This is a genomic window from Mesoplasma tabanidae, from assembly GCF_002804025.1.
GTDB lineage: Bacteria > Bacillota_I > Bacilli_A > Mycoplasmatales > Mycoplasmataceae > Mesoplasma > Mesoplasma tabanidae.
The window spans coordinates 198,879-213,259 of sequence record NZ_CP024969.1 but is presented as its reverse complement, the minus strand read 5'-3'; the positions used below and the strand labels follow the sequence as shown (position 1 = coordinate 213,259).

Sequence of the window (14,381 nt, the reverse complement as noted above, 5' to 3'; positions counted from 1 at the left end):
CTTTTTTATATTAATTTAATTGTTTCTTTATCAGCGAACTTATAAAAAGATTTTCGATCCATTTTACTTGAATCAGCTAACCCATAGCTTTCTCTTGAATTTTTAATAACTTCAATTTTGATTTGAGCATGTTCAGGACTGGTTGTATAAATGTTGCCATTTGCATCAACAGCATTAACTCCTAAAAATGCTTTATCAAAGTTATAATTTTTTAAAGCCTCAAGAGCCTCAAATCCTAAAATAGCTCCTGTTACATTTGTGAACTTACCACCAAGTAAGTAAACATTGTCATGACCATGTTTTACAAGTTCCAAAATATTGTAAATTGAATTTGTTACAATTTGTAAATTTAAGTCAGCTTTTAAGTTTTTAGCAATAAAATATCCATTTGATCCTGAATCAATAAATATTGAGTCATTTTTACTAATTTTTTTTATTGCTTCTTTGGCAATTGCTTCTTTTTCTTTAACATTATCCTTAATTTTCTTTTCAAAAAAATCTTCGTAGATAAATGATGGTTCCTTATACTCAACTCCACCATGTAACTTAACTATCTTCTTTAAATCTTCAAGTTCTGTTAAGTCTCTTCTTAAAGTTGTAAGTGGAATATTTAATTCATTTGAAAGGGTTTCAACAGCGACAATTTTTTTACCCTTTAAAAAATTCAAAATTATTGTTTGTCTTTGCTTTTTTATCATAAAAACCCTTTCTATTTTCATAGTACCAAAAAAAACCAAAAAAAACCAAATTTCAAAATTTATTTTTGTTATTTTTATTAATTATATCTAAAAAATGGATTTTTTTCCAAATAAAAAAAGACATGAGTCTTTTTGAATTATTTAATAAAATTTTCTAGTTTTGTTGGATCCATAAATCCAACATTCTTTTTAGTTTCTTTTCCATCTTCAAATAACATTAAAGTTGGAATTGACATAACTTGATATTCCTGAGCTACTTCAGAAACTAAATCCACATCTAAGTCAATAAATTTAACACCTTCAGTTTTTTGTGCAAGCATATGTACTAAAGGCATTTGCATTTTACAAGGTCCACATCATGTAGCGTTAAAATCAACAAATGTTTTACCTTCGCTAATAATTTTGTCAAATTCTTCTTTTGTTGAAACTTTAATCATTTCTGCCATAATCTTATTCTCCTTTATTATTATAGTTTATCTCAAACTACTTTTTATTACAAATTAAACCTACAATCATATTTTTAAATTCTTCTAGACTAACTGTAATTTGTTGTTCACTACCATATTGACGATATGTTACTGAATTATCTTTTCTTTCTTGATCACCCAGAACTAGTTGATAAGGTATTTTGCTTGTTTGAGCATCACGAATTTTATAACTTAAACGTTCATCTCTTAAATCAATATGTGTTCTAATAAAATCTTTTTTCAATTGTTTTTTTACTTCATTTGCATATTCAAAATTTTCTTTACTTCCAACAGGTATAATTTCAACTTGATTAGGAGCTAGTCATAATGGTAATACACCCTTAGTTTGTTCTAACAATGTAGCAATAAATCTTTCATAAGTACCAATTAAACCTCTATGAATCATAATAGGGGTTTTAAATTCTTGATTTTGGTCAATATACGTTACATCAAATTTCTTTGGTAATAAGAAATCTAATTGAATTGTAGAAACTGTTATCTCATGATTTTGAGCTGTTTTAATTTGAATATCTAATTTAGGACCATAGAATGCTGCTTCACCAATACATTTCTTATAATCAATATTTAAGTCTTGTAAAACTTTTTCTAAAGCTGCTTCAGCTTCGTCTCACATTTTATCATCTTGATAGTATTTTACTTTATCTTCTGGATCTCTTAGACTTAAACTTAAGTAATCAATTTGAATATTAAATGTTTCTAATACTTCAGTAATCAATTTATAAATTGATTTGAATTCTGCTTCAACTTGGTCAGGTCTAACAAAAATATGGCTATCAGTTAATTCCATAGCTCTAACACGTTCTAATCCTGTTAAACTACCGCTTGATTCATATCTATGTTGTAAAGCGTGTTCAGCAATTCTTAAAGGTAAATCTCTATAACTTCTTTGTTCTTGTTTATAAACAGCAACGTGGTGCGGACAGTTCATTGGTCTTAAAATGAACTGTTCATCACTACCACTTCCCCCATTAAATGGTTGAAACATATCTTCTCCATAGTGATCTCAATGTCCTGATTTTTTATATAATTCAACAGTCCCTATAACTGGAGTAGTTACATTAATGTAGTCATATTCTCATTCTTTTTCTTTAAGATACTTTTTAATCTCTTCTTTAACTATTGTTCCATTTGGCATTCATAAAGGTAACCCAGGCCCTACTAAATGATCAAAACCAAATATTTTTAAAGTTTTGTTTATAATTCTGTGGTCTCTGCTTCTTCTATCTTCTAAAATTTCTTTTTTAGAAGACAAAGTTTCATTGCTTTCTGCTGCCATACCATGAACCTTTTGTAACATGATATTTTCAGAATCATTTAATCAATATTCACCAGTTAGCTGTTGAACCTCAACAACTTTTATATTTTTTAAGTTTAGAGTTATTGGATGTTTAGAAACTATTGAAACACTATTTAATGTATAAACAGTTATTTCACCATAAGTTTCAAACATTTCTTTTGCTAAATGTAACTGATACTCATTTTCTTTAAAAATTTCTTCAGCTTCTTTTAAATCCACTTCTTTAGACAAAATTGATTCATTTTTAATTATTTGATTAACTTTGTTTTGAATATTTTGCAATTCTTCTAAACCTATTCTTGGTTCAACTTCAAAAGTAATTCCATATTCAAGTTCATCTTGTTTATATAAAACTTTTGCAAGTTTAACACCTTTATATAATTCTGAAATAGCAACACCAGTAACAAAAGCTGCTGTATAATTCAATGTTTTGTAAAAGTCCTCATGTCTATTTGTTATTAATTCTAAATTTGAATCTTTTTCAATAACATAATCTACTGAGACATATCTTCCATTTACTTTTGCTGCTACAGTAGCTTTTTTTAAACTTATAGCTATTGTTTCAGCTATTGTTCTAACACTTGCTGATTGATTAAATTCTTTTATTGATCCGTCTAATAATTTAATTTTCATAATTTCCTCCTTAAAAAACAAAAACGCCCCTAATTTTTAGGAGCGTTTATAACGCGGTACCATCCTAATTCGTATTAAGTTTATAACCTAATACCTTAATTTAGGGCTTATCGCACCCAACGTAACATTATTTTGTTTGGTAGTAATAACTTATTTATCTTTATTGTTTTGCAGCACCAACAACTCTCTTTGAAAGCATCAATAGTATCGTGTCCAAAATGTTAATTAATATTTACTTTTCAAAAATATTATACAATATTTAATTTTTAAAAAAATCATTTCTTAAATAAAATTTAATATAAAATATTAAACTGCGAAATTAAATTTTTTTTCCATTTGTTTTAATAACATCTTTATACCAATAAAAACTATCTTTTCTAATTCTTTTCATATCTTTTTCATCAAATTCATCTCTGTTTACATAAACAAAACCATAACGCTTACCAATACCTTCATGTGTTGAAACTAAATCAATTGCACTTCATGGTGTGTACCCAATCAAATCAACACCATCTTTTAATGCATCACTCATTGCAATAATGTGTTTTTGATAATACTCAATACGATAGTCATCATGAATTTTATTGTCATCTGTTAAAACATCACGTGCTCCAATACCATTTTCGGTAATCATCATTGGTAATTGATATCTATCATAAATTTCTTTTAATGTATTCTTTAAACCAATTGAATCAATCTCTCAACCAAATTGAGTCTTTTCTAAATTTGGATTTTTTACAGTTTTACCAACGCCTGGAATAACTAATCCACTTTGCTGATCAGCTGGTGTTTTTAATGATTTTTCATATTCAGCTACTGTAGCATGTTCTACTGTCAATGTTGAATAATAATTAAATGCTATAAAATCTGGCTTAGCTGTTTTTAAAAGCTCAACTTCTTCTGGTGTTATAAATAACTCTTCATTAGTCGCTTTCAAAAAGTTTTTAAATCATTCACTATAATCACCACGACAAACAATATCTAAATATATCCAATTTCTTAATTGATCAAAGTTTAATTTGGCAGTGTAATCTTGAGGTTTAGAAGAAGCAGAATAAACTGTTGCAATATTAGGTGCAGGACCAATTTTAGCATTTGGCAACATTTGCTTGCATAATTTTATAGCTCTTGCTTGAGCAACATTTAAATTATGCATGATTTGTCATTTAGTTGCCTTTGAGTTTTCAGAAATTACACCAATTGTTTGGCCAACTAATGCAAACATATTCAATTCATTAATTGTTAATCAGTACTTAACTTTACTTCCATAATTTTCAAAAAGCACCTTAGAATAAGATTCAAATAATTTACCAAAATTAGAGCTATCTAGTCCACCAACTTCTTCAATAAAGTTTGGTGTATCAAAATGAAACATAGTTACAATTGGTTCAATTTTATTTTTTAATAATTCATCAATTAAGTCATTGTAAAATTTTATACCTTCTAAATTGACATCACCTTTAACATTTTTTATAATTCTTGGTCAAGATATAGAAAATCTGTAAGATTTAAATCCCATTTCTGCCATTAATGCAATATCTTCTTTTCAATGTTTATAATGATTAGAAGCTGTTTTAAATCCTGTTATACCTTTTGGATAACTCTGTCTTTCATCAAATGTATCCATAATAGATTCAACTTTACCACCCTGTTTAATGCTGCCTTCTATTTGATAGGCACTTGTTGAAGCACCCCATAAAAATGATTTAGGAAATTTATTCATTTTCTTTTTCTCCTTTTTTTTAATTCTTTTAATTTTCTTAGTTATTAATTTTTAATTCAGCTTTTATATGCTGTCTTTTAACGGCAACCATTTCTGCAAAATTAATTTTAACTTCTTTATTTTCAGATAATCCATAATAAATCATTAGACTGTGTAGGCTATTATAAACAATAGGTTCAAGATTACTAAACAATGTTTTATTAATTGTTGGAACTTCTTTTAAATTATTCATTATTGTTTTTTGAATTCTTGATAATTTATTATCTAGAAAATCAAAATCAATTTCTTTATAAAGCTCATCTATTTTAATATTAAATTTATTAAATTTATCTTTATTATCAATTAAATTATATTTTTTAATCAAGTGTTCTGCTTTTTCGAATTCTTCTTTAGCAACAAGTCGCTTTCCTTTTGAAATTATTGAGGCTTTTAATTTTGCCTCTTTTTCAACTAAAGTATTTAATTTTTCTTTTTGCTTTAAATATTTTTGAATTGATTTTTCGTTTTGCTTAATTTCTTTAATTGTTTCGCTATCTAATACAGCAATTACTTCTTTTAATTTTTGGCTTAATTCTTTTTTATCTTTAGAATCAAAATTGTTTTCAATACTGATTAAATTAATTAATTTCTTGAAAGTTTTGTTTAACAAAGTTTTTTCATTAGGTCGTTCTTTATAGCTTAAAACGCTTAGTGTTATACCTAAACTTACTGATACCAAACAAGCTAATAAATATAACATACCATTAAGAACTGGTGCAAGATCACCATTAGCACCTAATGAAGGTTCAGAAAAGTATCCTATAGCCTCAAAAATTCCAAATCCGGTAATAGCACGTTTTGTTACACCCATATTTGCTGCCAAAGCACCAGCAACAAATGCAGCGATAACCCCAGATATTAATGGTCGTTTTTTAGGTAAGTTAATTCCATATAAAATAGGTTCTGTAATTCCTAAAATACCAGCAGGTATCATACCAAGTGCATGTTTTTTTAATTTTGCATTTTGAGTCACTATAATTACACCAATTAAAGCACCAATTTGTGCTCAAACTGAAATTGAACCTGCCATACCAAATGAAGATTGCCCTCCATTTGTCATAAAGTCTAAAAATGTTATTAAACTTAATACCAAGTGCACACCAAATATTACGGCTACTTGCCAAATTGCAACAAATATACCAACTCCAATTCCAAGAGGTATTTGTCCAATATATAGCATTATAGCACCAAATAAAACTTCAATAAAGTTTCAAATAATTCCATAACCAAAAAATGCTAATGGAGCGACTACTAAAATAGTTATAAATGTTCTAAGTACTAAATCAAAAGTTACTGGAATAAATGATTTCAACCATTTATCTAAATGTTTTGCTGTAAAAATTGCACCAATAACAACAAATATTTTTGCATTCATCATGTTTATTTTTATTTGTGTGATCTTATCAAGCATTGGATTACCTGTATTAATTTTTCCTAAGTCAATTAATATAAAATCATTTCCAATACCCAATTCTCCACCATTACCAAATAATAATGGGCTACATAAAATAATACCTAACATAGCACCAACAACTGGATCATATTTAAAGTACTTTGCGGCTGAAACAGAAATAATAACACCAGAAAATATTGTTGTTGTTTTACCCATTATATATAAAATAATTCAGCCAATTCCTGCATCCGATAATAAAACGCTCTGTCCTTCAACAGGATCTTTTAATACAATGTTAGGCATAATTCCTGACTGCGTTAAAATCGCAACTAATGCTTGAACTAAACCTGTTCCTACAATACATGGAATTACAGGAACCATAATTCCACCAAACATTAATAAAAATCTTTTAATAAGTGATTCTTGTTTTTTTACACGAATAGAATTTTTAATGACTTCGTTAGATGTGTTAATACGAACAATTTCATCTTTAACCTTAAAAACATCCTGTCCTATAACTATTTGCAATTCTGCACCATTTCAAAGAACACCTTTAACAAGTTCATTTTGCTTTATTTTTTCAAAATTAACTAATTCTTTTTCTTTAATATTAAATCTTAAGCGCGTCATACAGTTATAAACATCATTATAATTATTTTTACCACCAACTAATTTGTTTATTTCACTAGCAGCTTTTTCATATTTATTTGAAACATTGAAAAAATCAACTATATCATAACTTTTTGGTAAAGGTTCAGCTGTTTTATCATCTTCGTACCATAAAGTACATATTTCTTCTCCTTGTTTTATTTTTCCAGTTTTTAAATTCTTAATTGAATAACTTTTTAAAGAATTAAACTCAAAAACAATTGGTGTTTCAGCAGATATTTTTTTTGAGTTTAATAAATTTAAATCAACTGAAAAAAGTTCATCATCTTTTTTTATTACATCTCCAACTTGAAGTTTTGTATCAAATCCCTCTCCTTGAAGTTCAACAGTATCCATTCCACAATGAATTAAAAATGACAAACCTTTAACATTAAAACCATAGGCATGTTTTGTATCAAAAATCATGCTAACTTCACCAATATCAAAAAATGAATAAAATTTATTTTTGCTGGGAGTTATAACAAAACCATCACCAAGCATTCGATCAGCAAACATTTGATCTTGACATTTATCAATTTCTTTTATTACACCATCAACAGGCGCATAAATTTTAAATTCCATACTTATTCCTCCTTTATGTTTTAATTATATAAAAGGTAAATAAGTTTCAATACCCAAGCTAATTATCATAAAAAGAACTTTACATTTTAAAAAGAACTTTTTATAACTTGTAATATGTGCATAAAAAGACATTCTAAAGCCAAATTACGATATATGCCTCTTGGAATTGAATCTTGATAATCAATAATAACTTCATCAGTAAAATCACCTGATATTTTATGTCTTTGTTGTTCAGAAATTATTAAGAATGTTTGATTACTAGGATGAATTTGTTTTTCAAAAAACTTAATTAATTCATCATTATTTCTTGAACAAAGAATAATTAAGTTAAGATCAGTTTCCCGATTTTTTTGAAGAGTGCTACGATACTCGATGCGAGGCAAAACAGCAATTTTATTCAACTCTTGTAATATTTCAACAAAATATTTAGCAGCGTGTTGTACTTGATAAGATGCGTAAATATTAATAACCTGGGCATGTTGTATACTCTTAACAATTTTTTCAACAAAATTATCATTACTAATAATTCAATTTTGTATTGAATTTAACATATCAAAAGTTGAAATATTCTTTGATGCTTTTTGCCAACCTAAACGAGCATATTCAAGTTTTAAATTAAAAATAAGTTCACGATATCCTGAGTATCCAATTTTTTTACAAAACTTAGTAATTGTTGAAATTGATACATAACATTCTTTACTTATTTCTTCTTGATTTTTAAATTCACCTTCCATAAAATTATTTAATAAGGTTTTTGCGATTCCTTTGAAAAGTGAGTCTTCTACACTTTTAGCTACATTCTCTAACTGTTCAAATACTGACTTCATTACGAGCTCCATTCATTTTTAAATATTATACTTCATTAAGTAAACTTCTGTTAACTAATGAAATTTAAAATATTTTTTACTTAAAAAAAGATTTCTAACTTATCTGTTAGAAATCATAATTTATTATGCAATTTTAAAAATACTAGTAAATAAAAATTAAGCTACTGTAATTTCACGAATATCTTTGTTTCTTACAACTAAGATTTTTGATCCTGCTTTTGCACCTCATAATTTTGCAATTTCTGAGATTTGAGCAATATTTTCTTCTAATTCTAATAAGTTAGCTGTTTTGTTCATAAAGATTGAGTGTCATACACCAAATGCAGTTCATAATCTTTCTGATTCACTTACACCTAAAATAGTTACGTTTGGTCTAAATTTTGAAATAGTTTTTAGTAAAGATCCAGTTCTTGATAAAACAACAGCAAATTCGTATTGTCCATCACGAGTTCTTTCAGCTAAGTCCATTGCGATATCAGCACGTGGTCCACTAGTTGAATTTTTAGCATTTTCTAATTGAGTTTGGTAATATGCTTTTTTGTAGAATTCGATTTCAGCACGTTTGTTAATTGTAGCCATTGTATTAACAGTAATGAATGGGTAATCTCCAGCTGCTGATTCTCCTGATAACATTGTAGCATCTGCTCCTAATTCAGTAGCGAAGTAAACGTCAGTTACTTCAGCTCTTGTAGGTGCTGGGTTTTCTGTCATAGTTTCTAACATTTGAGTAGCAACAATAACAACTTTACCTGCTTCACGACATTTTCTGATAATAATTTTTTCTCAGTATGGAACATCATAGTAAGGGATTTCTAATCCTAAATCTCCACGAGCGATCATAATTCCATCTGATGCTTCAATAATTGCATCAATATTGTCAATTCCAACTTGTGATTCAATTTTTGAAATAATTTGAATATCTGCTCCATTAGCGTCTGCCAAAATGTCACGGATTTCTTTAACGTTTTCAGCTGAGTTAACAAATGATGCAGCAATGTAATCAACACCTTGTTCTACTCCATACTTAATGTCATTTATATCTTTTTGAGCTAAGAATGGCATTGAGAAATCAACACCTGGTAAGTTAACACGTTTGTTTGTTTTAACTAAATGATTATTGAAAGCAATAGCTTTAACAACACCTGGTTTAACTTCTTCAACAGTCATTTCTAATTTACCATCATCAATTAAAATTGTATCTCCAATTTTTAAGTCAACTGACATATCATAAGCAACAGTCATTTCACCTGATAAACATTCTTTGTTTTTGAATGATTCAGCATCTGTGAAAATTGTAATTGGTTGATTTGCACGTACTTCTTGTTTTCCATCTACAAATTTACCAACACGAATTTCTGGACCCTTTGTATCTAATAAGATTGAAACAGGTTTTCCTAATTCTTCTCTAACTTTTTTTGCTCCAGCAATTCTGTATCCTTGTTCTTCATAATCACCATGTGAAAAGTTTAAACGGATAGTTGTCATTCCATTTTCAAATAATTCTTTTATTTGTTCTGGTTCATTTGTTGAAGGACCAGTTGTAGTAATAATTTTAGTACGTTTTACACGTGCTTGTAATTCTTTCTTGTTCATTTTATTTTCTCCTATGTACTTTTTCAATATATATTTTAAATTATTTTTTCCTATTTTGATATCTTTGCGTTCAATAATCTTATTTTTTCGATAAATTCTGTCTTATCTGGCTTTGGCATATTCAATGTTGACTCAATATCTCTAGCAACAAGTTTATTTTCACTTAAACCAATATACAGTCCACCTTTACCCTCAATTAATTTTTCAACAGCATAAAGTGCTGCTGTGAAAGCTAAATAACGATCCATTCCAGATGGGCGCCCACCTCTTTGAACATGCCCTAAAATTGTAGCTCTAGTTACATAACCACTAGCCTCTTCAACTTTTTTAGCCAATTCATTAGCGTCAAGTTGTTTTTCACTAACTAAGATAATTAAACTTCTATGGTTTGCTTCAGCAAATTTTTTTGCTTGCTCACAAATTTGTTCAACAGTTAATTTGCTTTCACTTGGTGAAAATATTTCTGCCTGAGTTGCAATAGCTGCATAAGTAACTAAGTCTCCACAACCATTTCCCATAACTTCAATTACTGCTGCACGATTGTGTGATTGCATAGTATCACGAACTTTTTCGATTGATTCAATAACTGTATTTAATGCTGTATCAAATCCAATTGTGTAATCGCTTGAAACAATATCATTATCAATTGTTCCAGGCAATCCAATACAATTAATTCCCATTTCAGTTAATCTTTGAGCTCCCATGTAACTTCCATCTCCACCAATTACAACCAATGCTTCAATGTCATGTGCTTTTAATTGATCAACAGCTTTTTGTCTTACACTTTCTTCTTTGAATTCTGGCAATCTAGCTGAACCTAAAACAGTCCCACCTTTTGAAATAATTTCTAAAGCAAATTTAGAATCTAATTTTTCAAATCAGCCATTAATTAAACCTTTATATCCATCTCTTACACCATAAACTTCAATGCCTTGAGCCTCAGCTGCTTTAACAACTCCAGCAATTGCATTATTCATTCCAGGTGCATCTCCTCCTGAAGTTAAAACTCCAATTCTTTTCATATTACCCCTTCTTTCATAAAATAAGAATACTTTCTTATTATACTAAACATCTTTTTTTTATGCTCTATGTTTTAAGAATAAAAAGTTAAATAAATATTAAAAAAACCAACATAGTTGGTTAGTTTTATCTTACATGTAAATCAGTTGCTTCAGTTTTAAGAATTTCCATATCTTCTTTAATTTGTTTTATTTTATTTTCAGCGTATTCATAAGAATCTCTGCCTGTAAAAATATGAATTGGTGGAACTTTATCACCTTTAGTAATATTAATTACAAAATCACAATATCTTTCAGGATCTCCATCCTGTTGTTTATCAAAAGAAGCTAAATTAGTGAATCATTCATCTCTTCCTTCTTTATAATCTGAAATTGTTTCTTCTCCAGTAATTAAAGAACCTGAACTTAAGAAGTTTGTTCTAAACCCCCCTGGTTTAATACATGAGACTGTTATACCTAATGGCTTTAATTCGTGACTAATTGATTCTGTTCAACCATCAGTTGCAAACTTAACAGCTGCATAAGTACTATTATAAGGAACACCTACATATCCTCAAACTGATGAAGTTGTAAATATATGTCCATATTTTTGTTTACGCATTACTGGTAAAACTGAACGAGTAACATTGATTGTTCCAAAAAAGTTAACTTCAAAACATTCTCTAATTTGTTTGTCTGTTGATTCTTCAAATGTTCATAATTGACCATAACCAGCGTTATTTAATAAGATATCAATTGAACCAAATTCTGATACAGTTTTTGCAACAGCATCATCTATTTCTTTTTGATTTGAAAGATCTACTTTTAAAGTTAGTAAGTTTTTATTTTTTCCTAGTTCGTCAATTAATTTTTGAGGGTTTCTAGTTGTTGCAGCAACTTTGTGTCCTTGCTCTAAAAGTTTTTTTGTTATTCCTAAACCAAAACCTTGGCTTGCTCCAGTAATAAATCATACTTTATTTTTCATTATTTTTATTTCCTTAATTAATTTTAAAAATGTAAGTTAGTTGCTTTTGCTTCTAATTGATCCATATCTTTTTGAACTGCTGCAATTTTATTTTTAGCAATTTCATATGAATCTCTTCCTGCAAATATATGCATTGGTGGTACAGAATCATTTTCAGTTAAACCGATAATAAATTCTGCATATTTTTGTGGATTTCCGTCTTGGTAACCGTTTCATGATTTAACTGTGTTAACTCATTCATCTCTACCTGCTGAGTATTCATCAATTGTTGATTTTCCAGTTTGTAAAGAGTCTGAAGTTAAGAAGTTTGTTCTTACTCCTCCAGGCTTAATACTTGAAATGCTAATTCCCACAGTTTTTAATTCATGACTCATTGATTCTGCAAAACCATCTAATCCAAATTTAACTAAAGCATAAATACTGTTGTAAGGAACAGCGCCATATCCTCAAGCTGATGAAGTAATGTAAACGTGACCATGTTTTTGTTTACGCATTACTGGTAAAACTGCATGTGTAACATTTAAAGTACCAATTAAGTTAGTTTCAATGTTATTTTTAACATCTTCCATTTCAGTTTCTTCAAAAGTTCACATTTGTGAGTAACCAGCATTATTTAATAAGATGTCAATTCCACCAAATTTTTTAACTCCTAATTCAACTGCTTTTTCAATTGCCTTTAAATCTTTGATATCTACTGATAAAGCTAATAAATTTTCATTATCTCCAATAGCTTGTTCAATTTTATCTTTATTACGACTTGTTGCAATAACTTTATGTCCTTTTTTCAATAATTCTTTTGTAACAACTAGTCCAATCCCTTGTCCAGCTCCTGTTACGAATCATATTTTATTTTTCATTTTAAAATCTCCTTTATACGATTATGAATTGATTTTAAAACATTATAGTTACTATAAGGCAAGCAAAAAAATATTATTTTAATTTTCTTTGTATAATTTCTTCAAAATTTACCGGGTTCCAATCATCAAGTATATTTTCTTCAAGAATTTTTTTGTAGTGTTTTTCTTTACTTGTTAACACTTCAAGTTCAGATTGTAATCCCTTAATTTTTAAAACTAAATCTTTTTTTTGATCTTGAATTATTTTTAATCTTTGGGGAATTGTTGAATCCCCTTCCATACATAGATTAATATATTCTTTTATATTTTTAATTTCCATTCCAGCTGTTCTTAATAAAAAAACCATTTTAAATCATTGCAAGTTTTCAACTGTTGTATACCTATAGTTATTATCTTCTCTTTCAAAAAAAGGCAATAGCCCTTTTGAATCATAAAATCTAATCGTTTGCTCTGAAACTTCAAAAATAGATGCTATTTCTTTAATACCTAATTTTTGTTTTTTTATCACTTTAATATTTTCATTTATATTTTTACTATTTGTTGTTGTATTATTCATAATTAAAATTAAAAGTTACTTGTCTTTAAAATTACGTAGTCAACTTTTTTAATTGCTTTTAATGTTTTACCACCTGCATATGAAATAGATGATTGCAAATCTTCTTCCATTTCTTTGTATGTATCTATTAATTTTCCACGTACTTTAATAAGTTCTTTTTTTCCCTCTACATATCTTTTTTCGCCCTTATTATACTCGCTTGCGCTTCCGTAGTATTCTTTAAATAAAATGCCATCAACTGTCACATTTTTTCCTGGTGATTCTTCGTGAGCAGCAAATAAGCTTCCTATCATACACATTGTAGCTCCAAATCTTATTGATTTTGCAATGTCTCCATTAACTCTTAGGCCACCATCTGCAATTATTGGTTTTGTTGCCGCTTTACTGCATCATTTAATTGCTCCAAGTTGTCACCCACCTGTTCCAAATCCTGTTTTTAATTTAGTTATACACACTTTACCAGGACCAACACCAACTTTAGTTGCATCAGCTCCTCAATGTTCTAAATCTCTAACTGCTTGTGGGGTAGCAACATTTCCAGCAATAATAAAAGTTTGATCTTTCATTTTATTTCTAATGTGCTCAATCATTTGTTTAACACTATTAGCATGCCCATGAGCAATATCAATAGTTATATAATCAGGTATTAAATTTAAATCGCTTAGATCATTAATTAATTTAAAGTCTTGCTCTTTAACACCAACACTTATTGATGATATTAATTTCTTTTCTTTCATCTTTTTAACAAATGAAATAGCATCAAAATCAAATCTATGCATTACATAAAAATAATTTTTCTCTGCCAACATAACAGATAATTCTTCATTTATAACTGTTGCCATATTTGCAGGAACAACAGGCATTTTAAAAGTATTTTTTCCTAGTGTTACAGAAGTATTACATTCACTCCTTGAATTTACAACACACATGTTTGGTATAAGTTGAATATCTTCATAATCAAAAGCGTACATATTTTTTCCTCTTAAATCTCTATAGTTTTATTATAAATAAAAAATACTTATTTTTTAACAAAAAAAGTATTGACTATTATGTATACTATTCAC

The 14,381-nt window shown here is 28.2% G+C and carries 12 protein-coding genes; all 12 read right to left on the bottom strand.

Going from position 1 to position 14,381, the window contains the following annotated elements:
* Positions 1 to 5: 5 nt before the first annotated feature.
* On the bottom strand, positions 6 to 698 hold the full coding sequence (locus MTABA_RS00990) for a DeoR/GlpR family DNA-binding transcription regulator (protein ID WP_100679342.1): 693 nt from the start codon (positions 696 to 698) through the stop codon (positions 6 to 8).
* Between the two features lie 137 nt (positions 699 to 835).
* Positions 836 to 1,144, bottom strand: coding sequence for a thioredoxin (trxA, locus tag MTABA_RS00985; protein ID WP_100679341.1), 309 nt, complete (start codon positions 1,142 to 1,144; stop codon positions 836 to 838).
* A gap of 37 nt (positions 1,145 to 1,181) precedes the next feature.
* Complete coding sequence (thrS, locus tag MTABA_RS00980; RefSeq protein ID WP_100679340.1) at positions 1,182 to 3,116, bottom strand: threonine--tRNA ligase; 1,935 nt, start codon at positions 3,114 to 3,116, stop codon at positions 1,182 to 1,184.
* A 319-nt stretch (positions 3,117 to 3,435) separates the two neighbouring features.
* Positions 3,436 to 4,839 (bottom strand): glycoside hydrolase family 1 protein, encoded by a 1,404-nt coding sequence (locus MTABA_RS00975; RefSeq protein ID WP_100679339.1) that lies wholly within the window; start codon positions 4,837 to 4,839, stop codon positions 3,436 to 3,438.
* A 37-nt stretch (positions 4,840 to 4,876) separates the two neighbouring features.
* A complete protein-coding gene (locus tag MTABA_RS00970; RefSeq protein WP_100679338.1) occupies positions 4,877 to 7,501 on the bottom strand; it encodes a glucose PTS transporter subunit IIA in 2,625 nt (874 codons plus the stop codon).
* Positions 7,502 to 7,587: 86 nt separating this feature from the next.
* Positions 7,588 to 8,328, bottom strand: coding sequence for a MurR/RpiR family transcriptional regulator (locus tag MTABA_RS00965; protein ID WP_157799980.1), 741 nt, complete (start codon positions 8,326 to 8,328; stop codon positions 7,588 to 7,590).
* A gap of 156 nt (positions 8,329 to 8,484) precedes the next feature.
* Positions 8,485 to 9,921 carry a pyruvate kinase gene (pyk, locus tag MTABA_RS00960; RefSeq protein WP_100679336.1) on the bottom strand — a complete coding sequence of 479 codons (1,437 nt, stop codon included), beginning with the start codon at positions 9,919 to 9,921 and terminating at the stop codon, positions 8,485 to 8,487.
* Between the two features lie 50 nt (positions 9,922 to 9,971).
* Positions 9,972 to 10,943 (bottom strand): 6-phosphofructokinase, encoded by a 972-nt coding sequence (pfkA, locus tag MTABA_RS00955; protein WP_100679335.1) that lies wholly within the window; start codon positions 10,941 to 10,943, stop codon positions 9,972 to 9,974.
* A gap of 124 nt (positions 10,944 to 11,067) precedes the next feature.
* Positions 11,068 to 11,904, bottom strand: a complete 837-nt coding sequence (locus tag MTABA_RS00950; protein ID WP_100679334.1) for an SDR family oxidoreductase — start codon at positions 11,902 to 11,904, stop codon at positions 11,068 to 11,070.
* A gap of 23 nt (positions 11,905 to 11,927) precedes the next feature.
* On the bottom strand, positions 11,928 to 12,761 hold the full coding sequence (locus MTABA_RS00945) for an SDR family oxidoreductase (RefSeq protein WP_100679333.1): 834 nt from the start codon (positions 12,759 to 12,761) through the stop codon (positions 11,928 to 11,930).
* A 73-nt stretch (positions 12,762 to 12,834) separates the two neighbouring features.
* A complete protein-coding gene (locus MTABA_RS00940) occupies positions 12,835 to 13,317 on the bottom strand; it encodes a MerR family transcriptional regulator (RefSeq protein ID WP_100679332.1) in 483 nt (160 codons plus the stop codon).
* A gap of 8 nt (positions 13,318 to 13,325) precedes the next feature.
* Positions 13,326 to 14,288 (bottom strand): GMP reductase, encoded by a 963-nt coding sequence (locus MTABA_RS00935; protein WP_100679331.1) that lies wholly within the window; start codon positions 14,286 to 14,288, stop codon positions 13,326 to 13,328.
* Positions 14,289 to 14,381: the final 93 nt, after the last annotated feature.